Here is a 21,225-nt window from a genome sequence, read left to right on the forward strand (position 1 = left end):
CAGCTGCGCCGGTCCCGTCGACGGTGCCTCGCCGTCCGGGAGGAGCACCAGGCCGCCGGCGACGTCACCGCCGACCGTGCGCAGGAGCTCGAACGTCCCCGTGCTCGCGACCCCGTACGCCTGTGCCATCCGGCGTCGCGTGTGCTCCTGGTCGGGCAGCAGGTTGTCGAGGAACCTCGCCGCCGCCGTGCGCGTCGTCGTGCCCTCGCGCGGCAGCGACAGGGAGATCGGCGTCGACGGTGCGTCGTCGGAGTAGGTGAAGCCGATCGTGCCGTCGGCGTCTCGGGTGAACCGCCCGGCATGTCTGCCTTCGAGCCACGCTTCGAGTCGTTCCGTCATCGCAGCACCAGGTCGGGAAGTGCGGTCGGCTCGACGCCCAGGGCGTCCAGTACACGTCGCGTGGTCGAGGGCCGCGACACAGGCAGCCCGCGTTCGAGGCGTCGGACGTCGGAGACCTCCACGTCCGCGGTTCGCGCGAGGTCGTCGATGGAGAGTCCCATGATGCGTCGCTCCGAGCTCACGGTATCCGCCAGGTCTTCCAGGTGTCGCAGGTACTCGCGTCGCGGTCGGTGCAGAGCCTCCCGCACGTAGTCGGGATCACCGTGGAGCGCGTGCTGCACGAGATTGGTGCCGAAGTCGACGAGCCCGGACTCCACCTCTCCGCCCCACCAGTCCGCCAGCAACCCTGCGGGGTCCTGCGACGCGCGGAGCCGGCGGATGCGCGCGGCGGTCCTGGCGCGCTCCTGCCCCTCGAGGCCCGACAGGGTCCGCTCGTGCAGGGCGTGCGCCAGTGACTGCCGCGACCTGACGGAGAGCGGACGGCGCGAACGTGCGCCGGGCACCTCCGTGACCTCCCAGCGGCGGCCGACCTTCGTCGCCTCGATCCGGCCGGCGGCGATCAGCGCCACCACGCGGCGCGGAGTCACCCCGAGGCGCTCAGCGGCCTGCTTGACGTCCATGACACAACCGTACCGCTCGGCGGTCTAGCATCCTCGGCTCGGGTCGCTCCCCGTTCGGTGAGGAGCGCGTCCTGCGCCCGGCCCACCGTCTCCACGCAGGCGAGGTCTGGAGAGACGCCGTTCGCGGTGACGTGGCCTGGCGCACGATCACTGCCTCGCTGAGATCGCCCGTGATACTCGTCCGGTCACGTCGAGCAGGTGCTCGCGGCGACCGAGAAGGGGAAGGGGGGCGACCATGACCGACGCGGAGCGCTGCACCTATCGGGTCCAGTGGTCGCAGGAGGACGAGCAGTTCCTCGGCACCGTGGCGGAGTTCCCCTCGCTCTCCTGGGCAGCGGACTCATCGGCGGAGGCGTTCTCGGGGATCCGGCTCATCGTCGCCGATGTCCTCGCCGACATGGCCGGCGCCGGCGCAGGCGAGAACTCGAGGCTCGTCGGGCCTGAAGGCGGGTAAACTCGCCCGTCATGCGCGTCTTCGGCTGTCCGCACTGCGAGGCGCGGGTGGAGTTCGAGGACGCGCGGTGCCTGCGCTGCGGCACGGCGCTCGCGTACGACGTCGACGCGGACGAGCTCGTCGAGGCCGAAGGGCGCGCGCTCTGCGTGTACCGCGGCACGATCGACTGCACCTGGCTCGCGGCGGAGGGCACCGGCGGCGCCTGCGCCTCCTGCGCGCTGACGAGCGCCCGGCCGCCGGTGTACGACTCGGCGACGCTGAGCCAGCTGACGGTCGCCGAGTTCGCCAAGCGGCGGCTGCTGCGCCAGCTGCGGCACCTCGACCTGCCGGTGCACCGCGGTCGGCGGCTGTCCTTCGAGCTGCTCTCCTCCGCGCAGGGCTCCGTGACGACCGGGCATGCCGACGGCGTGATCACCGTCGATCTCGCCGAGGGGAACGACGCGCACCGCGAGGCGCTGAAGGCCCGCCTCGGCGAGCCTTACCGGACGATGCTCGGTCACTTCCGGCACGAGATCGGCCATTACTACTGGCAGCTGCTCGTCGACGGCACGTCGCTCCTGCCCGCGTTCCGAGCGCTGTTCGGCGACGAGCGGGCCGACTACGGCGCCGCGCTCGACGCGCACTACGGCGGCGCATCGACCGAGGACTGGGCCCGCGACCACATCTCGCAGTACGCGACGACGCACCCGTGGGAGGACTTCGCCGAGACCTTCGCGCACTACCTGCACATCGCCGACGCGCTGGAGACGACCGCCACGGTCGGCCTGACCGTCGCGGGGCCCTGGGGCCGCCTCCCCGAGTCGCTCGTCGGCGGCGTGCAGGCGACCGGAGCGGAGCGGGTCTCCGGCCTGGAGATGCCCGAGATCCTCGCCCGCTGGCACGGCTTCTCGCTCGCCCTCAACAGCGTGAACCGCTCGATGGGCAAGGACGACCTCTACCCCTTCGTCATCACGCCCGCGATCGCCGAGAAGCTCGCCTGGGTGCACGAGCTGGTGCGCCGAGGCGCATAAGGATCACGTCGCCGAGGCGCACAAGGATCACGTCGCCGAGGCGCCTGAGACTCACCCCTCGCCGTCGAGCAGCCGGCGCGGCGCCCTCGCGGCCCACGCCTCGCGCAGCAGCTCGCCGAGCTCGTCCGCGCCGATCTTCTCCAGCCGCACGAGCACGCTCGGATGCCCGTCGTAGTGGCTCGTCGTGAAGTACGTCTCCGGGTCGCTCTGCAGCAGCGCCTCGCGCTCGCCGAGATCGGCCCGCCAGACGAGCAGGACACCCGGCCGCTGGTGCAGGCGGGCGAACATCCTCGGGCCGGCGTAGAAGGCCGGGGTGCCGTAGGCGGTCCGCTCCTCGGTGCCGGGGAGCAGGAGCGCCAGTCGGCGCACGTCGTCGTCGTCGCTCATGCTCCCCAGTGTGCGCCGCTACTTCTTCTTGAGCGAGGACTCCTTGTGGGCGGCCTTCGCGTCGGTCTTGTCGCTCTGCACGATCCAGTAGGGCTCGTCGTCCGAGGCGTTGAACTTCTGCCCCTCGAACTGGAACTCCTTCGTCTTCTTCTCGACCAGCTCGCCGTGGGTCTCGCCCTGCGAGGTGTTCCAGCTGATCTTGTCGCCCTTCTTCATGAGGCGCTCCCTCTCTCTCGTGCCGCACCGGGGGTCCGGGGCAGCGTGATGGTGGTGGTGACGTCGACGATCGCCGGCGTGGCCGGTGCCGACGAGAAGCCGAAGCGGACCGGCGGCGACAGCGGGCCGAGCGCGCCGAGGTCCGCGCCGTCGAGCGAGGCGGTGACCCCGAGGATCGAGCGGATCGCGCGGACGCCGTAGTACTCGCGCCGACCGTGGCCGGCCGAGCCGGCGGTGCTGACGCCCCGCACCAGCACGGAGGCGACCGGGGAGATCGCGGTCAGCCAGGCCGGGTGCTCGGCGAGCGGCCGCGGCACGATGCGCAGCAGGCGGCCCAGCAGAGTGAGCCCGCCGAGGCGCAGCGCGAGCGAGAGCGGGCCGGCCGTGGCCTCGATCCCGCCGGCGACGCGGTGCCAGGCGACCGGTGCGAGCCGCACCTCGTCGAACGAGTAGGTCGACCCGATGAACTCCGCGACCTCGTCCGTCGGCGCGATCAGGAGCCGGTGCCCGTCCGCCCGCTCGACCATGGCGTCGGCGAACGCGCCGAACGGCGTGCTCTCCCACAGCCCGAGCACGATCCGGGTGCCGGAGGCCGTGCCGAACCCCGCGATGCGCCCGCTGAAGCGCAGGCGCCGCGAGGTCCGGCCCGGCCCGGTCATCAGGAGGCGGCGGAGCGAAGCAGCGTGAAGGACGCGTCGCGCACGATCAGCGTGGTGACCTCGCCCTCGACGACCTGCTCCGGGTCGCTCGAGGCGGCCAGCTGCCACTCGGCGCCGGGTGCGTCCGGCACCGTGAACTCGACGCCGTTCTCCGCCGAGTTCAGCAGCAGCGCGAAGCTGGCGCTGCCCTCGGAGCGGAAGACGAACGTGATCGAGCGGGCGTCCGGGTTGTCCCAGTCCTCGTCGGCGAAGCCGGCGGCGTCCGAGCGCAGGATGTCGACGGTCTCGGGACCGTCGCCGGGGGCGCGGCGGAACCACTTCGGCCGCAGGGCCGGCTCGGCCTTGCGCAGCGCGATCAGCTCGCGGGTGAAGGCGAGCAGATTGAGGTCCGCGTTCTCCCAGTCGAACCACGAGATCTCGTCGTCCTGGCAGTAGGCGTTGTTGTTGCCGCCCTGGGTGCGCGCGATCTCGTCGCCGCCGAGGATCATCGGGACACCGGCCGAGAGCAGCAGCGTCGCGAGGAAGTTGCGGCGCATCCGGGCCCGGCGCTCGTTGACGGCGCCGTTGTCGGTCGCGCCCTCCGCGCCGTTGTTCGAGGAGCGGTTGTCGCTCTCGCCGTCGTTGTTGTCCTCGCCGTTGGCCGCGTTGTGCTTGCGCGAGTAGGCGGTGAGGTCGGCGAGGGTGAAGCCGTCGTGCGCGGTGACGAAGTTGACGCTCGAGACGGGGGAGCGCTTGTCGGCCTCGTAGACGTCCGGCGAGCCGAGGATCCGCTGCGCGGTGGTGCCGAGCACCGAGTCGGCGCCGTGCCAGAAGTCGCGCACGTCGTCGCGGAACTTCCCGTTCCACTCCGACCAGTCGGCGGGGAAGCCGCCCACCTGGTAGCCGGCGGTGTCCCACGGCTCGGCGATCATCTTGACGGGCGCGAGCACCGGGTCCTGCGCGATCAGGTCGAGGAAGGCGCTGTGCACCTCGGCCTCGCCGGTCTGGCGGGTGAGCGTGGTGGCGAGGTCGAAGCGGAAGCCGTCGACGTGCATCTCGGTCACCCAGTAGCGCAGCGAGTCCATGATCAGGCCCAGCGCCGCGGGGTGCGCGACGTTGAGGCTGTTGCCGGTGCCGGTGGTGTCGAAGTAGTTGGCGCGGTCGTCCTCGACGAGGCGGTAGTACGAGCCGTTGTCGATGCCCTTGAAGGACAGCGTCGGTCCCTTGTCGTTGCCCTCGGCGGTGTGGTTGTAGACCACGTCGAGGATGACCTCGAGGCCCGCCTCGTGGAACGCCTTGACCATGGCCTTGAACTCGTCGACCTGCGAGCCGTCGTCGCCGGCGTGCGAGTACTCGTTGTGCGGTGCGAAGAAGCCGAGCGAGTTGTAGCCCCAGTAGTTGCGCAGGCCCTTCTCGACGAGGTGCGAGTCCTGCACGAACTGGTGCACCGGCAGCAGCTCGACCGAGGTCACGCCGAGGTCGGTGAAGTGCTTGATCGACGCGGGGTGCGCGAGGCCGCGGTAGGTGCCGCGGACGTTCTCGGGCACGTCCGGGTGCAGCTGGGTGAAGCCCTTCACGTGCACCTCGTAGACGACGGTCTCGTCCAGCGGGATGCGCGGGGCCTCGTCGCCGGTCCAGTCGAAGGAGTCGGGGTCGGTGACGACGCAGCGCGGCACGGCGGCCGCGTCGTCGGCGTCGTTGCGGGTGTCGGCGTCCTCGTAGAACTGGCCGAAGACGTCCTCGCTCCAGTCGTAGCCGCCCTCGATCGCGGTGGCGTGCGGGTCGAGCAGGAGCTTCGCGGCGTTGTGGCGGAGGCCGTTGGCGGGGTCCCAGGGGCCGTCGACGCGCAGACCGTAGCGGGTGCCGACCGTCATCTCGGGGACGATGCCGTGGAAGACGTGTCCGGTGCGCTCGGTGAGGGTGACACGGGTCTCGGCTCCGGAGGAGTCGAAGAGGCAGACCTCGACGCTGTCCGCGGTCTCGGAGTAGACGGCGACGTTCGCGCCGGCGTCGCCGCGCAGGGAGACGCCGAGGGGATAGGGGAAGGAACGGGGAGATGCGGGCATGCGACCATCCTGACGAACGCCCCTGAGCGGTTCTCGCCCTTGTTCGGCGGGGCACGGGCCGGTACTGTTCCGGACCCCTCTCCACGCGCCACCCTGGCGCGAGCGGCCCGCCGAGGCATATAGTCAGCTGGCTTACTAATGGAGCTCCGGACCGGTTCCGGGGCGGAGGAGGACGGCATCATGGCTCTCGCAGCAGCTCGGCGCCGCTGGATCGGACTGATCGTGATCAGCCTCGGCGTCGCGACGATCATCGTCGACTCGACGATCGTGAACGTGGCGATCCCGTCGATCGTCGCGGACCTCGGCATCACCTCGACCCAGGTGCAGTGGGTGCAGGAGTCGTACACGCTCGTCTTCGCGGCGCTCCTGCTCGCCTTCGGCACGCTCGCCGACCGCTGGGGGCGGCGCCGGATGCTCGTCGTCGGCATCGCGCTGTTCGCGCTCTCGTCCGTGGCCGCCTCGCTCGCGGCCACCGGCGACCTGCTGATCCTGTCCCGGGTCGTGCAGGGCGTGGGCGGCGCGATGGTGCTGCCGTCGACGCTGTCGCTGATCAACGCGACGTTCCGCGGCAAGGAGCGGGCGATCGCGTTCGCCGTCTGGGGCTCGACGATCGGCGGGATGACCGCCGTCGGCCCGCTGCTCGGCGGCTGGCTCACCACCGACTTCTCCTGGCGCTGGGCGTTCGGGATCAACATCCCGCTCGGGATCGTCATCGTCGTCGGCGCGCTGCTCTTCGTCGACGAGTCGAAGCAGCCGGACGCGGGCCGCGTCGACCTGGTCGGCGCGCTGCTCTCGGTCGTCGCCTCGGCCGGCCTGGTCTTCGGGCTGATCGAGGGCCGGAGCCTGGGCTGGTGGCTGCCCTCGCCGGTGCCGGTCGCCTTCGTCGTCGCGGTCCTCGCGACGATCGCGTTCGTGCTCTGGGGCCGGGCCCGCGAGCGCGCGGGCCGCTCGGCGATGCTCTCGCTGAGGCTCTTCCGGCTGGCCTCGTTCCGCAACGGCAGCATCGCCGCGATGATCGTCTCGCTCGGCGAGTTCGGCATCATCCTCGCCCTGCCGATCTGGCTGCAGAACGTGCTCGGCTACACCGCCGTGCAGACCGGGCTCGTGCTGATCGCCCTCGCGCTCGGCTCGTTCGTCGCCTCCGGCTTCGCGGGCGCCTTCGGCAACCGCGTCTCGGCCGTGCTGATCGTCCGGGTGGGGCTCGCGGCCGAGATCGTGGGCGTCGTCGGCATCGGCGCCGTCGTCTCCGACACGACGCCGTGGTGGGCGCTCGTGCCCTTCCTCGCCGTCTACGGCTTCGGTGTCGGCCTCGCCACCGCGCAGCTGACCGGAGTGGTCCTCCGCGACGTGCCCGTCGAGCTCAGCGGCCAGGGCTCCGGCACCCAGTCGACCGCCCGGCAGATCGGCTCGGCGCTCGGCATCGCGGTGCTGGGCACCATCCTCTACACCTCGACCGCGGGCGTGCTCACCTCGTCGCTGGAGGAGCAGGGGCTGCCGGCCGCGCAGGTCAGCAGCACGGTGGACGCCGTCGTCGACTCCTCGGGAGCGGCCATCGCCGGACTCGCGGCCGACCCGGGCACGGCGGACGTCGCCCGCGCGGCCGGGGAGGCGCTGTCGGACGGCACGCGCTTCGCCGCCTTCGCCGCGGCGGGCTTCCTCGCCGTCGGCTTCGCGGCGACCCTCTCCCTCGGCGGCGCGGCGCCGCGCGAGGAGAAGGGCGAGTCCGCCGAGCCGGTCGGCTCGGGTCCGGTCAGCTCAGCGGAGCCGCGTCGTCGGCGGTGAAGACGATCTTGCCGATCGTCCGGTCGGTGCCCTGCGCCCGCCGCGAGAGCACGGCGATGACGTCCTCGAGCGGATGCACGGCGCCGGCCGCGGGGACGAGCTCGCCCGAGACGGCCAGCGAGACGGCCCGGCCGATGCGCTCGGCGCTCGCCGTCACGATCAGGTTGCTCACCTTCGGGCGGCCGCGCCGGACGAGGCTCGCCGCCTGGGCGCCGAGGTCCGGGCCGCTCGGCACGAGGGTGGCGTAGCGGCCGCCGTCGGCGAGGAGGAGCGCGGCGTCCCTCGCCGGCAGGTGCCCGGAGACGTCGAGCACGGCGTCGAAGCGGCCGCCGAGCACGCCGAGGTCGAGCAGGCGGTAGTCGTGCGGCTCGGCGCCGAGCGCGCGCAGGGTGTCGGCGGACGCGGCCGAGCCGGTCGCGGCGACGGTGCAGCCCGCGCGGAGCAGCAGCTGCACGACGAGGTTCCCGATCGCGCCGGAGCCGCCGCCCACCAGGATCTGCTCGCCGGCCCGCACCCGCAGGGCGTCGACCGTGCCGATCGCGGTGCCGCCGGACATCGCCAGCGTCACCCCCTGCACGTCGTCGAGGGCGTCGGGCAGCGGGACCAGCGAGCGGCCGCGGACGATCGCCGCGTCGGCGAAGGCGTCGCCGTCGCGGGTCATGCCGACGACGCGGTCGCCGATCGAGACGGAGTGGTCGCCGGGGCCGAGCGCCTCGACCGTGCCGGCGATGTCGAGTCCGAAGCCGTAGGGGCGCTTCCGGCCGACCGCCATGATCCGGGCGGCGCCGGAGAGGATCTTCTCGTCGGTCGCGTTGATGCTCGCGGCGCGCGTGCGCACCAGCACCTCGCCGCGTCCGGGCATCGGCACCGGGGCCTCCCGCCAGGACAGCACGTCCGGTCCGCCGAACCGCTCGTAGCCGAGTCGTCGCAATTCCCGCTCCCGTCGTCGCGCCGCCGAGGCGGTCGTCCTCCGAGCCTAGGCGCTGGCCGCCCGGTGCTACCGTGGCGGCCATGAGCGCAGACGACAGCCCCGAGTTCGCCGGATTCACCAGCGGAGGCTCGGCGAACGTCGAGCACCCGGACGACGTGCAGCCGGCCGACGCCGACAACGAGGAGAGCACGACTCCCGAGGAGAGCGCCGACCCCGACCACCCCTACGACTCGATGGCCGAGAGCGGCACCGAGAACGCCCCGGAGGACGAGGTCGGCTCGCGCGAGGACGAGGAGGGGCTGCTCGCCCCCGGCAGCACGGCCGAGGGTGCGGGCACCTCGCTCGGGGCCGTCCCGGTCGAGGCGCGGCGCGAGGCCGAGCCGCTCGGCGCGCACGACGGCGAGGCAGGCTCTGGCCAGCTCGCCGACGAGCGCTGGCGGCAGAACGGCGTCGATCCGCTCGGCTGACGCCCTCCCCCGCGGGGCACCGCGTCCAGGAACTACTCCGGTTGCTCGGAGGAGCCCCCCTGGCGGGCCCCGTACGGTTCCGGAGGACGCGGCAGGCCCGCCGCGTGGACGGAGAGTCTCATGTCGTTGCTGTTCAACCGCACCCGGGAGCTCCGCTGGACCCCGGACGAGCGGAAGGCCCTCGCGGAGGCCGTGGCCGAGGACCGCGCCCAGCTGTGGCGCAGTGTCGGCGACCTGGACCGCACGGTCGTCGTCTCGACCGAGGACCCGGGCGTCCGCGGAGGCGCCCGCTGGCCCACCGATCACCGGGCCTTCCTCCGCGTCGAGCGCGGCCCCTCCGTGGTGCTGGCCACCGACGGCCTGAGCGATCCCTTCGACCGCCTCGCCCGCCCCGGCACCGGCCTCGGGCTCGAGCTGTGCCTCGAGACCTCGGCGCTGCGCGGCATCCCCGCGGCCGACCTCTGGAACCACTGGCAGTTCCGCGTCCTCTACGAGGCGGCGCGGCTCGCCGCGCTGCAGGGCGTGTGCTGCCGCACGGGCGTCGACACGGCCACCCTGCCGGGCGCGGCCGCACCGGCTGCCTGGGCGGACGAGCGCGGCTCGGTCGGCGTGCTGCTGGGCCTGCGCGGCGGCGGACTCCCCGAGCGCCTCGAGCTGGCGACGGGCGACGTCGAGCTGGTGACCGTCACCCCGCTCTGGCCGGAGGAGTACGCCTGGGCCTCGGTCGACACCACCGCCCGCGAGGAGATCGCGTCCCGCCTGCGCGCCCTGCCCCACGACGAGCTCGTGCACACCGCCCGCCCCCGCGTGGTCTGAGCCCCGCGCCTCGCGCGCGACGGTGTGCGCACCTCTCTGTTGGTCGAGTAGCCCCGGAGGGGCGTATCGAGACCCGGCGTCCTCAACAGGCTCGTCGTCCGGCGGGTGTGGATCTCGATACGCCCGCTGCGCGGGCTACTCGATCAGCATGAGGCCGAGGATCAGTGCATCGAGATCGGGAGTCACGGATACTCGGGGGGCTCCTCCGTGAGCACGAGCTCGCCGGTGCTGTTGGCGTGGGCGATCAGCTCGTCGATCCAGGCGCGGTTGAGCGCCGGGCGCCGGCCGCCGTGGAAGCGGAAGTGCAGCGGCGTGGTCGGGTGGATCCAGACGGAGCTGCGGCCGTAGCCGCTCGACTCCGGCTCGGTCCAGGAGAGGCTGAACGACTCGTTCCGCCGCATCTTCGCGAACATCGCCACCTTGAGGTGGGCGAGCAGTCGATCGTCGAAGTCGATCTCGAGTGACTGCGGCCCGTAGATCAGTCGTCCCATGCTGGCGAGGATACCGCCGCAGCGCGCTCCGGGTGGATCGGACCGGGAACGGCGAACGCCCCGCCCAGCGGATCCGAGGATCGCGGTGGACGGGGCGTTCAGAGGTCGTTGCGACCCGGAGGCCGTGTGACGCCAGGGTCGGTGATTACTCGCCGACGCCGCGGATGTTCGCGGCCTGCGGGCCCTTGCGGCCCTGCTCGACGTCGTACTCGACGTGCTGGTTCTCGACGAGCTCGCGGTAGCCCTCCTTGGCGATGGCGGAGAAGTGCGCGAACACGTCGGCGCCTCCGTCGTCGGGAGCGATGAAGCCGAAGCCCTTTTCGGAGTTGAACCACTTAACGGTGCCAGTAGGCATTTCTTTTCCTTACGTGATGGTGACGCCCGCGTGAGCGGCCGTCGTTAGATTTCGCACAGCTGTGCGGTACCCGGTCCGCTCGTCCGCCGCGGGTGAAACACGCGTCGGCCGGTCGATCCGGGTCGTCTGGGGGCGGAGAGCGCGGCTCCTCGTGGGGAGTGCGACTGCGCGGGGGAGAACGTCCCGCTCACCGAGAGTGTCGGAGGAGCGGGGGTCGAACGAGGAACGGCGCGGCTTCCGCGGCGTCCTGTGAAGGGCGGTACCCACGGGTGAGGCGGGCGTTCGAACCGGCGGATCGAGGGCGATGCACTCGATCGTTGCGGTCTCTATCAGGGGCTGAGTCTCTTCGTCGTCGTGCGACTTCTCAGCCGTGGAATTCGGGCGATCGCCCAGGAGATGTCTCCACTCTACGGGAGAGGAGCGCCCGAGCGCGACCGTCGGGTCCAGACCGGCTCCTCGCGCGGCCCGCGCCTGTGTCACGATGCAACTCCGGGTGCGGCTCGCGCACCCCTCACGGCGAGGTGTCGATGCAGCTCACGAGTGCCGGGCTCCCGAGCGCCGAGGCCGCCGTCGCGGATGCGCTCGAGCTCCGCCGCGAGCAGAGCGAGGTCGGCGTCGCCTGCGCGCGCCGGGCCGGGGGAGTGTTCGCGGGCGCGTCCGCGCTCCACCTGGTGATGCTCGTGCCGACCGAGCTGCCCGCCGTGCTGCCGAGCGCCCTCCTGCTCGTGGTCAGCGCCGCGATCCAGCTCTCCTCGCGCCGCGCCGGTCCGAGCGGCGCTCGGGCCGTGATCGCGGGCCTCGTGCTCGGCGTCGTCGCGCTCGCGGCGTTCCTCGGCCCGGGTGTCCCGGACGGCGACCGCACCGTGCTCAGCTGCGTGACGATGCTCGCCTCGATGGCGCTCCCGGCTCCGCTGCTCGCGATCGGCTCGTCCGCGCGGCTCGGCTGGGCGGCCGTCCTCGGCGGCGTCCCGGCGCTGGCCCTCGGGATGGCGGCGACGAGCGGCTCGGGACGGGCGCTGTTCGTCGGACTCTCGGTCGTCGTCTGCTGGATCGTCGCCGTCATCGGCGCCCGTTGGCTCGCCTCGAGCGTCGAGCGCGCCCACGCCGGCACCACCCGCCTGCGCACGGCGCACGCCGCCGAGCGCCGCTCGAGCGAGAGCGAGGCGCAGCGCCGTCGCGAGGCGCGCCTGATGCACGACACCATCCTCGCCACCCTCACCCTGCTCGCCCACCGCGGCGAGGGCGTCCCCGCCGCGACGCTGCGCTCGCAGGCGGCGGCGGACCTCGCGCTGCTGCGCCGGCTCGACCGCGCCGATCCCGCCCCCGCCGACTCCGCGGAGGGGAGCCCGGCGCCGACCGACGACGCGGGCAGCGCGCCCTCGGTGCTCGCCGAGGTCGGCCGCCGCGCGGAGGCGCTGGGCGTGCAGGTGCGCTGGCACTCCGGCACGGCCGCGCCCGACGCGCCGCCCCTGCCCGGCGCGGCGCTCGACGCCCTCGCGCGCGCGGCGGGGGAGTGCCTCGAGAACGTGCGGCGCCACTCCGGTGCGGCGACGGCCCACGTCACGCTCGACGAGGGGGCGGACTCGGTCCGCGTGACCGTCGCCGACGCCGGGCGCGGCTTCGACCCCGCGGCCGTCCCCGCGTCGCGGCTCGGCCTCGCGCAGTCGGTCGTCGGGCGGATCGAGGCCGTCGGCGGCACGGTGCGGATCTTCTCCGCGGTCGGCGCCGGCACCACCGTCCTGCTGAGCGTGCCGCGATGACCGCGCCGATCGGGGCCGGCGACCACGCCGACCGCTCCGCCGGAGCCGACCGCTCCGACCCCGCCGACCGCGCCGGAGAGGGCACGCTCGTCGAGCTGGTCCGCGCGGCCGGCGAGGGGCCGAGGACGCTCGACTCGGTCCGCCAGAGAATCACCCGCACCCATCGCCTGACCGCGAGCTACCTCAGCGCCGGCTTCCTCGCGATCACCGTGGCACTGGTGGTCCGCGGGCTGGCGTCCTTCCTCTGGGCGCTCAACGACCGGTCGGCGACCGGGCTGTCCGGTCTGTCCTGGGCGCTCGTGCTCGCCGCGCTCGCGGTGGGGATCGTCGTCGTGGTGACGCGGCACGGCGAGCTGCCCCGGCCGGTCTTCGCCGGGGTGCTCGCCGTCGACGCGGTGGCGATGGTGCTGGAGTTCGCCGACTACGCGCTGCCGGTGCCGGCGCCGCTCTACTATCCGACGGTCTGCATCGGGGTCGGCGCGACGGTGATCGCGCTGCTCGGCTTCCAGCCGCCGTCGCGGAGCACCGCGGCGATCATCGTGCTCGTCGGGCTGAGCCTGCTCGGGCTGCTCGCCCACGCGCTGATCTCCGGCGAGGGGTCGAGCATCGCGGTCGGCAACGTGCTGCTGGCGACGACCCCCGTGGCGGTCTACGCCTCGCTGCTCACCGCGCTCGACCGCCACGTGCACCGCGGGCTCGACCGCACCCTGGCGGACAGCGTGGTCGACGGGCCGGGCACCGGTCCGGGCAGTCTCGCGGCCGTGGAGCTCGCGCGCGTCGACGCGGAGATCGCGGAGCTGCTCGAGGAGGTGGTCGCCCGGGGCGCCGCGCCCGACGCCGACCTCGGCGAGCGGGCCAGGGTGCTCGGCGACCGGCTCCGCGAGGTGCTGGCGCGCAGCCACGACCGCACCTGGCTCGTGATCGCCGTGGAGGAGTCCGCGCTGCTCTCCGGGGCGGTGCTCGTCCGCGACCCGCGGGGGGTCGCCGCGGCTCTGGCGCCGCCGGACCGCTCGCGCCTGCTCTCCGTCCTCTGGCTGCTCACCGCGCAGGCCGCCGCGGGCCGGCCCGCCCTCGAGCTGGTGCTCGCGCAGCGCGAGGACGCGGCGGTGCCGGTGCGGATCGTCCTGCGCGCGCCGGGTCTGCGGCCGCGGGACGTCGACCCGGCGGTCTGGGGGATCCTCGGCGAGATCGGCGCGCACCGGTCGTCTCCCGAGGGCACGGGCACGACGATCGAGCTGGACCACCGCCCGCCGGGGCGGCCGGCGTGAGCGCGGACGCCGGGACGGCGACCGGCGAGCAGCCCGGGATCGCCCTCGCGATCCTCGACGACCACCCGATCCTGCTCAGCGCGCTCACCGAGTGGATCAACCGCTCCGGGGCCGAGATCCGCGTCGTCGCGACGGCCTCGAGCTGGACCGGTCTGCTGGCGCATCCGCGCTTCCCCACCGACGTCGTGCTGCTCGACATCGACCTCGGCGACGACCTCGACCTCGCGATGAAGATCCGCACGATCATCGCCGCCGGCGCGGCCCCGGTCATCATCAGCACCCACTCCCAGGCGGAGACCGTCGCGGGGGCGCTGGAGGCCGGAGCGCGCGGCTACCTGGTGAAGAGCGAGCGGACGGAGGTGATCCTCGAGGCGATCCGCACCGCGGCGCGCGGGGAGTGCTTCCTCACCCCGCAGACCCGGGCGCTGCTGGGCGGCGGCGGCACGGGCCCGCTGACGGCCCGCGAGCGCCGGATCGTCGGGCTCTTCGTCGAGGGGCTCTCGCTCAAGCAGGTCGCGACCGAGCTCGGGATCACCCAGGACGCGGCGCGCAGCTCACTGCGGAACGCCCGGGCGAAGTACCGCGCCGAGGGCGTGGGCGTGAGCACCAAGATCGCCCTGCGCCGCCAGGCCCTGCGCGACGGGATCATCGGGCGCGCGCCGTAGCGGCGCGGCCGGCGATCGCGTCGGCGTCGACGTCGCGGTCGGCGACCGGCTCGGGTCAGACGGACTCGTCGCGCTTCTGCCGGGCCGGCTCGGCCGGGCGGTCGGGGCCGTTCCAGACCGAGACGATGCCCCAGGCGACCGCGGCGATCGGCACGGCGAGCACGGCGCCGACGATGCCGGCGAGCACGGTGCCGATGGTCAGGGCGATCAGCACGATCAGCGGGTGCAGCTTGAGCGAGCGGGCCATCACGACCGGCTGCAGGAAGTTGCCCTCGAGCTGGTTGACGGCGATGACGACGATGATCACGATCAGCGCGGCCAGCGGGCCGTTCGCGACGAGGGCGACGAGCGCGGCGAGGATGCCGGCGGCGGTCGCTCCGACGATCGGGATGAAGGCGGTGAGGAAGACGATCACGGCGAGCGGGAGGGCCAGCGGCACCTGCAGGATCGCGAGGGCGACGCCGATGCCGATCGCGTCGACCGCAGCGACCGTGGCCGTGCCGCGGATGTAGCCGCCGAGGACGTCGACGGTCTTGCCGCCGACGCGCTTGGCGCGGTCGTAGCTCGAGCCGGTGAAGGGGCGGAGCAGGAACTCCCAGATCTTCGGGCCGTCCTTCATGAAGAAGAACAGGACGACGATCATCAGCACCAGGCCGGTGACGAAGTTCGCCGCGGCCGCCGCGCCGGCGAGGGCGCCGGAGCCGAAGGAGCTCGAGGTGAGGAAGTCGACGACGCTCTGGCGGGCGTCCTCGATCTGCTGCTCGTCGATCTGGAACGGCAGGTGCTGCACGTAGTCCTGCAGCGAGGCGATGCCGTCGGAGGCGCTGCTGACCAGCTCGTCCCACTGGTTGCGGACGGCGACGGTGATCAGCCAGCCGATGGCGCCGAGGATCGCGAGCAGTCCGATCAGGGCGATCCAGGTGGCGAGGATCGACGGCACGCCCTTGCGGCGCATCCAGGCCAGGACGGGGTGGATCGCGGACGCGAGGATGATCGCGATCAGCACGGGGATCAGCACCAGCGTCAGCTGGGTCATCGCGAGGACGAGGACCGCCGCGAGCGCCAGGACGACGAGCACCTGGAGGCAGCGCAGCGCGAAGCGCCCGAGTCCGTCGGTCCACACCGTCGGCCGCCGCTCGGCGGGGGGAGTGGCCGGCGAGGCGGCCGGGGAGGCGGCCGGGGGGACGGTGCGGTCGAAGAAGCCCATGGGGGGAACCGTAGTGGAGGGACGGGGCGCGGTTCTCCCGCTTGACGACCGCGCGGTCGCCCAGGAGACGGAGTTTGCCGGGCGGCGGCCGGATCGAGCGTGGAGTGCGGAATCGGTTGCGTCCGGCGGCCTCCACTGAGCAGAATCGCCTGTTCTGTGGCGAAATGGCGCGCAGAGGTGCGGAATCCATTGCTTCGACGACGGAATGCGCACTAGGGTCGCCGTGTCCATGCAAGCGCATGGGGTGCGGGACCCGAACCCGCGCCGCAGTCGCTCGCCGGTGCCCGCCGCCTGCCGATCAGGCGGCGGGTCCGCGCTCGTCCGGGACGGCCGCGCTACGCGGCGGGGACCCGGACGGTCAGTCCGCCCGGCTCGATCCAGGTGCGGAACGCCGACGTCGTCCCGAACGGGTCGCCGTCCAGCTCGATCTCCTGCGGCTTCTCCAGGCGCACCACGAGCTCGTGGCCCTTCACGTAGCGCAGCGCCGAGACCTCCTTCGTGAGGCCCATCAGCTTCGTGCCGACCACGCCGCTGCGGCGCAGCACGCCGTTCTCCCAGACCACCTTGAAGATGATCTGCACCCAGCCGAAGAAGCCCTCCGGGCGCAGCAGCACGATGTCGAACTCGCCGTCGTCGACCGCGGCGTCCGGCAGCAGCAGGATGTTCGCCGGCAGGGCGCCGCAGTTGCCCACGATGATCGTGTGCGCGCGCACCTTGCGCGTCTTCGCGCCGTTCAGGGAGTAGCGGAACTCGAGCTGGTTCTTGTCGAGCAGGGCCTTCCGCAGCGCGTCGACGTAGGCGAGCCAGCCGGCCCGCTTCTTCAGGTCGTCGTCGGTGTTCGCGAGCATCTTCGCGTCGATCCCGAGACCGGCCATCACGACGTAGGAGCGCCGGTCGCGCCCCTTCGACGTCTCGATGTCGATCACGCCGATGTCGATGGCGCGGTCCTCACCCGAGAAGGCGACGGTCAGCGAGTTGTCGACGTCGTCGAGCGTGAGGTTCAGATTGCGGGCGAGCAGGTTGCCGGTGCCGGAGGGCAGCAGCGCGAGCGACGCCTTCGAGTCCTGCAGCGCCTCGGCCACCACGCGCACGGTGCCGTCGCCGCCGGCCGCGATCACCATGTCGACGCCCTGCTCGAGCGCCTCCCTGGTCTGGCCGGCTCCCGGGTCCTCGACGGAGGTCTCGAACCAGAGGGTCTCGTCCCAGCCGGCGGCCTCCTGGGCGCGCGCGACGGCGGCCTTCACGGCCTCGAGGTCGACCTTGACGGGGTTGTAGACGATCGCGGCGCGGCGGAGCTCAGACATCGGCGCCGTCCTCGTCCTCGTCGAGCTCGTTCCCGTCGGCGTCGACCCGGCCCGGGCGCACGGCGGCGTCGTCGCGGATGTCGATGCGGGTGTCGCCCGCGGGGGTGGTCGTCACGTCGATGCGCGGGGCCGCGTCGGCCTCCGTCGCCTTCGGTGCGCTGGTCAGCTGGTCTCGGCGATCATCCGCCTTCTGGTCGCTCATGCCTGGACGGTAGCAGCGCGATCGCGAGCGCCGCTCGGGGTTGCGTCGGCCTCGGCGGCCGCTCTCAGCGCGGGGTCGAGCGGGCGGCCTGCAGCCCCCAGAGCACCAGCGGGATCTGCAGCGGCAGGCGCAGCAGCGTGATCGCCCGGGTCCGCGGGCGGCGGGCGTCGAGGGCCATCTGCACGTTGGCGGGGAAGACCCCCGCCATCAGGGCGGCGGAGGCGAGACCGCCGACAGCGCGGGTCGGCGGCCAGAGCGTCGTCGCGGCGCAGGCGAGCTCAGCGACCCCCGAGACGAGAACCCAGCCTCGGGCGGAGCCGGGCATCGCCCGCGGGACGGCGCGCTCGAAGACGGCGGGGCGCACGAGGTGGATCACTCCGGACACCGCCATCGCGCCGACGAGCGCGAGCGGTCCGGCGCCGAGGCCGATTCCGCTCCGGCGACGGATGCGGCGGCTCATCGTCCCTGCGCCCCGCGCTCGAGCGGAGCGACGTGGTCGAGGATCCGGCGCCACTCGCGCACCAGCGCCAGCCGCCCGGTGCCGTCGACGGTCGCGGAGCGCGCGTCGGCGAGCCGTGAGCGGAACCAGCGCGCGTCCTCCGAGCCGGCGACCGGGTCCGCGTCGCCGTTCACGATCAGGACCTCGGCCGTGACCCGGTCGAGCTCGTCCGCCCAGGAGCCGTCGCGGAGCGCGACCAGGTCGGTCGCGGCGCCGCCGGGGCCCTGGCGCCAGCCCTCGCCGAGCATCCGCTCGAGCCGGTTGCGCAGCCCGCCGTGGCTCTCGAGGACCGGGTCGCCGGGGTCGACGCCGAGCGAGTCGAGGCCGGGCACGTCGGCGGGGAGCGTCGCGGCGATCCCCGCGGCGTCCTCGCCGGGCAGGGTCTGCCGCCGCTCCCACGCCGTCGTCGGGTGCACGAGAGCGCCGGCCTGCGGGGGAGCGGGGGTGCCGACGATCGCGATGCGGTCGACGAGGTCCGGGTGCCGTGCGGCGAGCGAGAGCGCGAAGGCGCCTCCGGAGCCCCAGCCGACCACGCCGACGCTGCCGAAGCGGGCGCCGTCGACGTCGCGGGCGGTGCGCTCGGAGCGGCGGAGGTACTCCGCGAGGTCGTCGGCGCGGTCCTGGACGCGGCCGTGCTGCGCGTCGACGGGATCGGAGGCGCCGTAGCCGGGGCGGTCGAGGATCAGCAGGTGCAGGCCCCACGGCCCGGTGACCAGCGGGTCGGGGTCGAAGCCGCCCGCGCCGGGAGTGGGGTGGCAGAAGACGACCAGCCGGTCCGCGATCGGGTCGCCGGCGGCCGAGACGCCCATCCCGCGTCCGGACCGCAGCTCGAATCGGTGGTTCGCCATGTCTCCTCCAGAGTGCCGCCGTCGGATGGCGGAGCGACCCCAGTCAACCGGAGGCGCGGGGTGCGCCGCTGGGGATTTTGCGGTGCGTGGGCATCGTGGCCTCCCCGGGCCGCCCGCCGCCACCCCCTGGCGCGGTCCGTGCGGCGCGGAGGAGAGTGGGCGTTCCGGCAGAGCGCCGGGCGAAGGGAGAGCGGCGATGAGCAGCGACAGCAGCAACGGCACCGAGGACGAGAAGACCGAGAAGACCGAGGACATCCCCGACGGCACCGGCACCGACACCTCCAGCGGCGGCGGCGACACGGACACCGTCTCGGGCGGCGAGCCGGACGACGAGTAGTCGCCGCGGCACGCTCGGCGACGAGAAGAGGGGCGCCACCGGTGATGCCGGTGACGCCCCTCTCGTCGTTCTCCGAGGTCAGACGACGGGGCCGTTGCCCTCGCTGGTGCGGCGGGTGACCTGCTCGCCGCTGGCGGGGTCGACCGCCGAGCGGGTGGTCGAGACGGCCTGGCGGCGGCGGGTCATCAGGACGAGGCCGAGGATGAGGCCCACGGCTCCGGCGGCCATCAGGATGTAGCCGACCAGCTTGAGGTCGACTCCCGACACCTGGACATCCACGGCGAACGCGAGGACCGCGCCGACGACGAGGAGGAAGATCCCTGCTCCGATGCTCATACGTGCTCCTTCTGCGTGCGCCGGCGTGCGCGGGAGGCGCGATGGGCACCGGCGGGCGACGCCCCACCGTAGTGCCGCGGAGGCCCGCGGCCGAAGCCCTATCCGCCACCGGCGGCCGGGGTGTAGGCGGGACGTCCCTGCTGATCGAGCAGCCCGCGGAGCGGGCGTCTCGATCGGGGAGGACCGGCGGTGGGGACGTCCCCTGCTGATCGAGCAGCCCGCGGAGCGGGCGTCTCGAGATCCACCACCGTCAGGACCTGAGTCTGCAGACCCGCCCTGCTGGGGACGGCCGGTCTCGATACGCCCCTGCGGGGCTACTCGACCAGCATGAAGGGCTGCTGCCGCGTCCTTTCCCTCACCGACTCCAGGCGGGCGACCGTCGGGAAACTGCTGCTGCGCCCTGCGAGGCTTCAACCCTGGACACGGCGCCGTATCGCAGCGATCGCCTCGTCCCCCGTCAGCTCACGGCGCGCGGCCCGCCGATGATGGCGCGCGGCGCCGGATCCTCGACCTCGTGGCCTCCCAGAGCGAGAGCGGCTTCAGCGAACAGCAGATGCCGATCGATTTCGGCTCGACCCGGCGTGACCGCCCCGACCGGACGCGTCATTCGGACCTTTTTCGTCGGCATTCGTTGTCTTCTTGCAGCCCGGACGCGCGCCTCAGGGCGCCTTCGATCTCGTCTCGTCCATGACTTCGGTCGCGATCCGGGTGAGCGTCTCCTCCGCCGGCAGCGTCGCCTGGTCGGCTGGCGACAGCTCATACCGGCTCACGGCGACCGCCTGCGTCGAGCCGGCGAGGGAGTACTTGACCACCGTCTCGTTCTTGTCCGTCACGAGCAGGATCCCCACGGTGGGCGCATGGAGTTCGGGGATGCGCATCGTGTCGTCGACGAGTGCGACGTAGAAGCCGAGCTGGCCGGCATCGCGCGGATCGAATCTGCGGGTCTTGAGTTCGACGACGACGAACCGCACCTGCTGCCAGTTGAAGAACAGCAGGTCGACGAAGAAGTCGTCGCCGTCGACATCGAAGTGAACCTGACGTCCGACGAAGGAGAACCCTGCGCCGAGCTCGCGCAGAGTGTCGACCACCTGGAGGGTGAGTCGCTCCTCCAGTTCGCGCTCGCCGGCGTCGGAGTCGATCGCGAGGAAGTCGAGTGCGTACGGGTCCTTGGTGAGCTGCTGAGCGAGCTCCGAGTCACGGCGCTCCAGCGCGGACGAGAAGTTGGACGGAGCGGCTCCCGTTCGCTCGTGCAGTCGAGTCGCGATCTGGTGCTGCAGGACTGCTCGGCTCCACCCGTGCTCGACGTCCTGCGCGGCGTACCAGTCGCGGAGGCGCTGGTCGTCGAGCTTGTCCAGCAGCTGGATCGTGTGGCCCCACGGCAATTCGCCAACAGGCTGTTGGCGAATTAGATCCTCGGACGGCCACGCCTCTGCGAACCGCCGCGCGTAGCGCAGGTTCGACTCCGAGAAGCCCTTCATCGTCGGGAACTCAGCGCGGAGATCCGCCGCCAGCCGGGCGAGCACACCGCTTCCCCACGGCTCCGCCCGCTGCCGCTCGACGAGCGTGTGGCCGATGAACCACCACAGCGCGACGACCTCCGTGTTCGCGGTCCGCTGCACCGCGAACCGCGCCTCGTGCGCTCGACGGACGAGAAGCTCGAGTGTCTGCGCGTAGCCGTCCGGGAGCACCTGGGTCATCCCTCCAGTCTCGAACGGCGATCGCTGGAGTGCGGGGGATGGCGCCTGACGGTGGTGCGGCGACGCTCTGCGCGGCGGCGGCCCCCGGCTCAGCGGTCCGCGATGCGGAGCATCACGCGGGTGCGGTCGCCGCGGGAGACGATCCGCTCGATCACCATGAAGACGCGGTACTCGAGGCGGTACTTGCGGAGGAAGACGCGGCCGAGGCGCTCGACGGTGTCGGTGTCGGAGACGATGTGCGCCTCCGCCTCGAGGGCGGTCGCGCCGTCGGCGACGCGGCCGCGGCGGTCGCAGGGGACGAGGGTCACCCGCGGGTCGTTGCGCAGGCGCTTGACCTTGCCGCTCTTGCGGGGAGTCGTGACGATCAGGTCCGCGCCGTCCCGGGCGATCCACACCGGCGTCGACACTCCGACGCCCGTCTTCCGGAAGGTCGTGAGCGAGACGAACGAGGCGTCGGAGAGGGCCGCGAGAGCGGGCGAGAGGGTCATCCTCGAAGAGTAGGGGTGCGCGGCAGCGACTCCGCAAGCCTC

The 21,225-nt window shown here is 72.9% G+C and carries 26 protein-coding genes and 1 pseudogene; 9 read left to right on the forward strand and 18 right to left on the reverse strand.

What is annotated here, in order from left to right:
* Positions 1-57: 57 nt before the first annotated feature.
* Together EDF45_RS21935 and EDF45_RS02315 are read right to left on the reverse strand one after the other, a co-directional pair.
* A pseudogene (locus EDF45_RS21935) lies at positions 58-339 on the reverse strand (HipA N-terminal domain-containing protein); the annotation flags it as partial.
* A complete protein-coding gene (locus EDF45_RS02315; RefSeq protein WP_123734828.1) occupies positions 336-959 on the reverse strand; it encodes an excisionase family DNA-binding protein in 624 nt (207 codons plus the stop codon). The gene EDF45_RS02315 and the pseudogene EDF45_RS21935, both read right to left, overlap by 4 nt.
* 235 nt (positions 960-1,194) lie before the next feature.
* Here EDF45_RS02315 and EDF45_RS02320 point away from each other — a divergent pair, with 235 nt between their 5' ends.
* Positions 1,195-1,413 carry a hypothetical protein gene (locus EDF45_RS02320; protein WP_123701621.1) on the forward strand — a complete coding sequence of 73 codons (219 nt, stop codon included), beginning with the start codon at positions 1,195-1,197 and terminating at the stop codon, positions 1,411-1,413.
* Positions 1,414-1,424: 11 nt separating this feature from the next.
* On the forward strand, positions 1,425-2,423 hold the full coding sequence (locus EDF45_RS02325; RefSeq protein ID WP_123734829.1) for a putative zinc-binding metallopeptidase: 999 nt from the start codon (positions 1,425-1,427) through the stop codon (positions 2,421-2,423).
* A 51-nt stretch (positions 2,424-2,474) separates the two neighbouring features.
* Here the strand turns inward: EDF45_RS02325 and EDF45_RS02330 are convergent, their stop codons facing one another.
* From EDF45_RS02330 to glgX, 4 genes are read right to left on the reverse strand one after another with little or no spacing between them, the layout of a single operon-like run.
* Positions 2,475-2,810 carry an MmcQ/YjbR family DNA-binding protein gene (locus EDF45_RS02330; RefSeq protein WP_123734830.1) on the reverse strand — a complete coding sequence of 112 codons (336 nt, stop codon included), beginning with the start codon at positions 2,808-2,810 and terminating at the stop codon, positions 2,475-2,477.
* Positions 2,811-2,828: 18 nt separating this feature from the next.
* Positions 2,829-3,026: a DUF2945 domain-containing protein gene (locus tag EDF45_RS02335; protein WP_123701627.1), complete on the reverse strand. Its 198-nt coding sequence runs from the start codon at positions 3,024-3,026 to the stop codon at positions 2,829-2,831.
* Positions 3,023-3,685 (reverse strand): hypothetical protein, encoded by a 663-nt coding sequence (locus EDF45_RS02340; RefSeq protein ID WP_123734831.1) that lies wholly within the window; start codon positions 3,683-3,685, stop codon positions 3,023-3,025. Before EDF45_RS02340 ends, EDF45_RS02335 begins: the two co-directional genes overlap by 4 nt.
* Complete coding sequence (glgX, locus tag EDF45_RS02345; RefSeq protein WP_123734832.1) at positions 3,685-5,730, reverse strand: glycogen debranching protein GlgX; 2,046 nt, start codon at positions 5,728-5,730, stop codon at positions 3,685-3,687. Before glgX ends, EDF45_RS02340 begins: the two co-directional genes overlap by 1 nt.
* A 180-nt stretch (positions 5,731-5,910) precedes the next feature.
* On the opposite strand from glgX, the gene EDF45_RS02350 reads away from it, so the two are divergent.
* Positions 5,911-7,512, forward strand: a complete 1,602-nt coding sequence (locus EDF45_RS02350; protein WP_123735549.1) for a DHA2 family efflux MFS transporter permease subunit — start codon at positions 5,911-5,913, stop codon at positions 7,510-7,512.
* Here EDF45_RS02350 and EDF45_RS02355 read toward each other — a convergent pair.
* Positions 7,481-8,443 carry an NADP-dependent oxidoreductase gene (locus EDF45_RS02355; protein WP_123734833.1) on the reverse strand — a complete coding sequence of 321 codons (963 nt, stop codon included), beginning with the start codon at positions 8,441-8,443 and terminating at the stop codon, positions 7,481-7,483. The two genes, EDF45_RS02350 and EDF45_RS02355, sit on opposite strands and share 32 nt — an antisense overlap.
* 80 nt (positions 8,444-8,523) lie before the next feature.
* Between EDF45_RS02355 and EDF45_RS02360 the strand changes: the two genes are divergently transcribed.
* Together EDF45_RS02360 and EDF45_RS02365 are read left to right on the forward strand one after the other, a co-directional pair.
* Entirely contained in the window at positions 8,524-8,910 is a 387-nt protein-coding gene (locus EDF45_RS02360) for a hypothetical protein (RefSeq protein WP_132434935.1), read from the forward strand.
* A 120-nt stretch (positions 8,911-9,030) separates the two neighbouring features.
* A complete protein-coding gene (locus tag EDF45_RS02365; RefSeq protein WP_123444801.1) occupies positions 9,031-9,726 on the forward strand; it encodes a suppressor of fused domain protein in 696 nt (231 codons plus the stop codon).
* A gap of 182 nt (positions 9,727-9,908) precedes the next feature.
* Here the strand turns inward: EDF45_RS02365 and EDF45_RS02370 are convergent, their stop codons facing one another.
* Positions 9,909-10,217: a hypothetical protein gene (locus EDF45_RS02370; protein WP_123734834.1), complete on the reverse strand. Its 309-nt coding sequence runs from the start codon at positions 10,215-10,217 to the stop codon at positions 9,909-9,911.
* A 145-nt stretch (positions 10,218-10,362) separates the two neighbouring features.
* Complete coding sequence (locus EDF45_RS02375) at positions 10,363-10,572, reverse strand: cold-shock protein (RefSeq protein WP_123444803.1); 210 nt, start codon at positions 10,570-10,572, stop codon at positions 10,363-10,365.
* 527 nt (positions 10,573-11,099) lie between these two features.
* Between EDF45_RS02375 and EDF45_RS02380 the strand changes: the two genes are divergently transcribed.
* From EDF45_RS02380 to EDF45_RS02390, 3 genes are read left to right on the forward strand one after another with little or no spacing between them, the layout of a single operon-like run.
* Complete coding sequence (locus tag EDF45_RS02380) at positions 11,100-12,332, forward strand: sensor histidine kinase (RefSeq protein ID WP_123734835.1); 1,233 nt, start codon at positions 11,100-11,102, stop codon at positions 12,330-12,332.
* Positions 12,329-13,600: a hypothetical protein gene (locus tag EDF45_RS02385; protein ID WP_123734836.1), complete on the forward strand. Its 1,272-nt coding sequence runs from the start codon at positions 12,329-12,331 to the stop codon at positions 13,598-13,600. Before EDF45_RS02380 ends, EDF45_RS02385 begins: the two co-directional genes overlap by 4 nt.
* Positions 13,597-14,265 (forward strand): response regulator transcription factor, encoded by a 669-nt coding sequence (locus EDF45_RS02390; RefSeq protein WP_123734837.1) that lies wholly within the window; start codon positions 13,597-13,599, stop codon positions 14,263-14,265. Before EDF45_RS02385 ends, EDF45_RS02390 begins: the two co-directional genes overlap by 4 nt.
* 55 nt (positions 14,266-14,320) lie before the next feature.
* Here EDF45_RS02390 and EDF45_RS02395 read toward each other — a convergent pair whose 3' ends face one another.
* The 5 genes from EDF45_RS02395 to EDF45_RS02415 form a co-directional block, all read right to left on the reverse strand.
* Positions 14,321-15,472: an AI-2E family transporter gene (locus tag EDF45_RS02395; RefSeq protein WP_123734838.1), complete on the reverse strand. Its 1,152-nt coding sequence runs from the start codon at positions 15,470-15,472 to the stop codon at positions 14,321-14,323.
* Positions 15,473-15,807: 335 nt separating this feature from the next.
* Positions 15,808-16,776: a diacylglycerol kinase family protein gene (locus EDF45_RS02400; protein ID WP_123734839.1), complete on the reverse strand. Its 969-nt coding sequence runs from the start codon at positions 16,774-16,776 to the stop codon at positions 15,808-15,810.
* Positions 16,769-16,978, reverse strand: a complete 210-nt coding sequence (locus tag EDF45_RS02405) for a multidrug transporter (protein WP_123444809.1) — start codon at positions 16,976-16,978, stop codon at positions 16,769-16,771. Before EDF45_RS02405 ends, EDF45_RS02400 begins: the two co-directional genes overlap by 8 nt.
* Before the next feature lie 64 nt (positions 16,979-17,042).
* Positions 17,043-17,438, reverse strand: a complete 396-nt coding sequence (locus EDF45_RS02410; RefSeq protein ID WP_221181074.1) for a hypothetical protein — start codon at positions 17,436-17,438, stop codon at positions 17,043-17,045.
* On the reverse strand, positions 17,435-18,325 hold the full coding sequence (locus EDF45_RS02415; protein ID WP_185020067.1) for an alpha/beta fold hydrolase: 891 nt from the start codon (positions 18,323-18,325) through the stop codon (positions 17,435-17,437). The genes EDF45_RS02410 and EDF45_RS02415 overlap by 4 nt, the downstream gene beginning before the upstream one ends.
* Positions 18,326-18,521: 196 nt before the next feature.
* Between EDF45_RS02415 and EDF45_RS21145 the strand changes: the two genes are divergently transcribed.
* Complete coding sequence (locus tag EDF45_RS21145) at positions 18,522-18,662, forward strand: hypothetical protein (protein ID WP_185020068.1); 141 nt, start codon at positions 18,522-18,524, stop codon at positions 18,660-18,662.
* 78 nt (positions 18,663-18,740) lie between these two features.
* Here EDF45_RS21145 and EDF45_RS02420 read toward each other — a convergent pair whose 3' ends face one another.
* The 4 genes from EDF45_RS02420 to EDF45_RS02435 form a co-directional block, all read right to left on the reverse strand.
* A complete protein-coding gene (locus EDF45_RS02420; RefSeq protein WP_123444811.1) occupies positions 18,741-18,998 on the reverse strand; it encodes a DUF6458 family protein in 258 nt (85 codons plus the stop codon).
* A gap of 457 nt (positions 18,999-19,455) precedes the next feature.
* Complete coding sequence (locus EDF45_RS02425; protein WP_260311740.1) at positions 19,456-19,626, reverse strand: hypothetical protein; 171 nt, start codon at positions 19,624-19,626, stop codon at positions 19,456-19,458.
* A 31-nt stretch (positions 19,627-19,657) separates the two neighbouring features.
* Complete coding sequence (locus EDF45_RS02430) at positions 19,658-20,695, reverse strand: YhcG family protein (protein WP_123734841.1); 1,038 nt, start codon at positions 20,693-20,695, stop codon at positions 19,658-19,660.
* A gap of 89 nt (positions 20,696-20,784) precedes the next feature.
* Positions 20,785-21,183 (reverse strand): PPOX class F420-dependent oxidoreductase, encoded by a 399-nt coding sequence (locus EDF45_RS02435; RefSeq protein ID WP_123734842.1) that lies wholly within the window; start codon positions 21,181-21,183, stop codon positions 20,785-20,787.
* Between the last annotated feature and the right edge of the window lie 42 nt (positions 21,184-21,225).

Source organism: Rathayibacter sp. PhB186, from assembly GCF_003751825.1.
Taxonomy (GTDB): Bacteria; Actinomycetota; Actinomycetes; order Actinomycetales; family Microbacteriaceae; genus Rathayibacter; species Rathayibacter festucae.

Bases quoted from the DNA above. Each gene is read 5' to 3' on its own strand.
- EDF45_RS21145 (WP_185020068.1), top strand. From the start codon at position 18,522: ATGAGCAGCGACAGCAGCAACGGCACCGAGGACGAGAAGACCGAGAAG.
- EDF45_RS02430 (WP_123734841.1), bottom strand. From the start codon at position 20,695: ATGACCCAGGTGCTCCCGGACGGCTACGCGCAGACACTCGAGCTTCTC.
- EDF45_RS02335 (WP_123701627.1), bottom strand. From the start codon at position 3,026: ATGAAGAAGGGCGACAAGATCAGCTGGAACACCTCGCAGGGCGAGACC.
- EDF45_RS02350 (WP_123735549.1), top strand. From the start codon at position 5,911: ATGGCTCTCGCAGCAGCTCGGCGCCGCTGGATCGGACTGATCGTGATC.
- EDF45_RS02395 (WP_123734838.1), bottom strand. From the start codon at position 15,472: ATGGGCTTCTTCGACCGCACCGTCCCCCCGGCCGCCTCCCCGGCCGCC.
- EDF45_RS02325 (WP_123734829.1), top strand. From the start codon at position 1,425: ATGCGCGTCTTCGGCTGTCCGCACTGCGAGGCGCGGGTGGAGTTCGAG.
- EDF45_RS02340 (WP_123734831.1), bottom strand. From the start codon at position 3,685: ATGACCGGGCCGGGCCGGACCTCGCGGCGCCTGCGCTTCAGCGGGCGC.
- EDF45_RS02375 (WP_123444803.1), bottom strand. From the start codon at position 10,572: ATGCCTACTGGCACCGTTAAGTGGTTCAACTCCGAAAAGGGCTTCGGC.
- EDF45_RS02330 (WP_123734830.1), bottom strand. From the start codon at position 2,810: ATGAGCGACGACGACGACGTGCGCCGACTGGCGCTCCTGCTCCCCGGC.
- EDF45_RS02405 (WP_123444809.1), bottom strand. From the start codon at position 16,978: ATGAGCGACCAGAAGGCGGATGATCGCCGAGACCAGCTGACCAGCGCA.
- EDF45_RS02360 (WP_132434935.1), top strand. From the start codon at position 8,524: ATGAGCGCAGACGACAGCCCCGAGTTCGCCGGATTCACCAGCGGAGGC.
- EDF45_RS02420 (WP_123444811.1), bottom strand. From the start codon at position 18,998: ATGAGCATCGGAGCAGGGATCTTCCTCCTCGTCGTCGGCGCGGTCCTC.
- EDF45_RS02370 (WP_123734834.1), bottom strand. From the start codon at position 10,217: ATGGGACGACTGATCTACGGGCCGCAGTCACTCGAGATCGACTTCGAC.
- EDF45_RS02400 (WP_123734839.1), bottom strand. From the start codon at position 16,776: ATGTCTGAGCTCCGCCGCGCCGCGATCGTCTACAACCCCGTCAAGGTC.
- EDF45_RS02365 (WP_123444801.1), top strand. From the start codon at position 9,031: ATGTCGTTGCTGTTCAACCGCACCCGGGAGCTCCGCTGGACCCCGGAC.
- EDF45_RS02380 (WP_123734835.1), top strand. From the start codon at position 11,100: ATGCAGCTCACGAGTGCCGGGCTCCCGAGCGCCGAGGCCGCCGTCGCG.
- EDF45_RS02425 (WP_260311740.1), bottom strand. From the start codon at position 19,626: ATGCCGACGAAAAAGGTCCGAATGACGCGTCCGGTCGGGGCGGTCACG.
- EDF45_RS02415 (WP_185020067.1), bottom strand. From the start codon at position 18,325: ATGGCGAACCACCGATTCGAGCTGCGGTCCGGACGCGGGATGGGCGTC.
- EDF45_RS02315 (WP_123734828.1), bottom strand. From the start codon at position 959: ATGGACGTCAAGCAGGCCGCTGAGCGCCTCGGGGTGACTCCGCGCCGC.
- EDF45_RS02385 (WP_123734836.1), top strand. From the start codon at position 12,329: ATGACCGCGCCGATCGGGGCCGGCGACCACGCCGACCGCTCCGCCGGA.
- EDF45_RS02410 (WP_221181074.1), bottom strand. From the start codon at position 17,438: ATGAGCCGCCGCATCCGTCGCCGGAGCGGAATCGGCCTCGGCGCCGGA.
- EDF45_RS02320 (WP_123701621.1), top strand. From the start codon at position 1,195: ATGACCGACGCGGAGCGCTGCACCTATCGGGTCCAGTGGTCGCAGGAG.
- EDF45_RS02435 (WP_123734842.1), bottom strand. From the start codon at position 21,183: ATGACCCTCTCGCCCGCTCTCGCGGCCCTCTCCGACGCCTCGTTCGTC.
- glgX (WP_123734832.1), bottom strand. From the start codon at position 5,730: ATGCCCGCATCTCCCCGTTCCTTCCCCTATCCCCTCGGCGTCTCCCTG.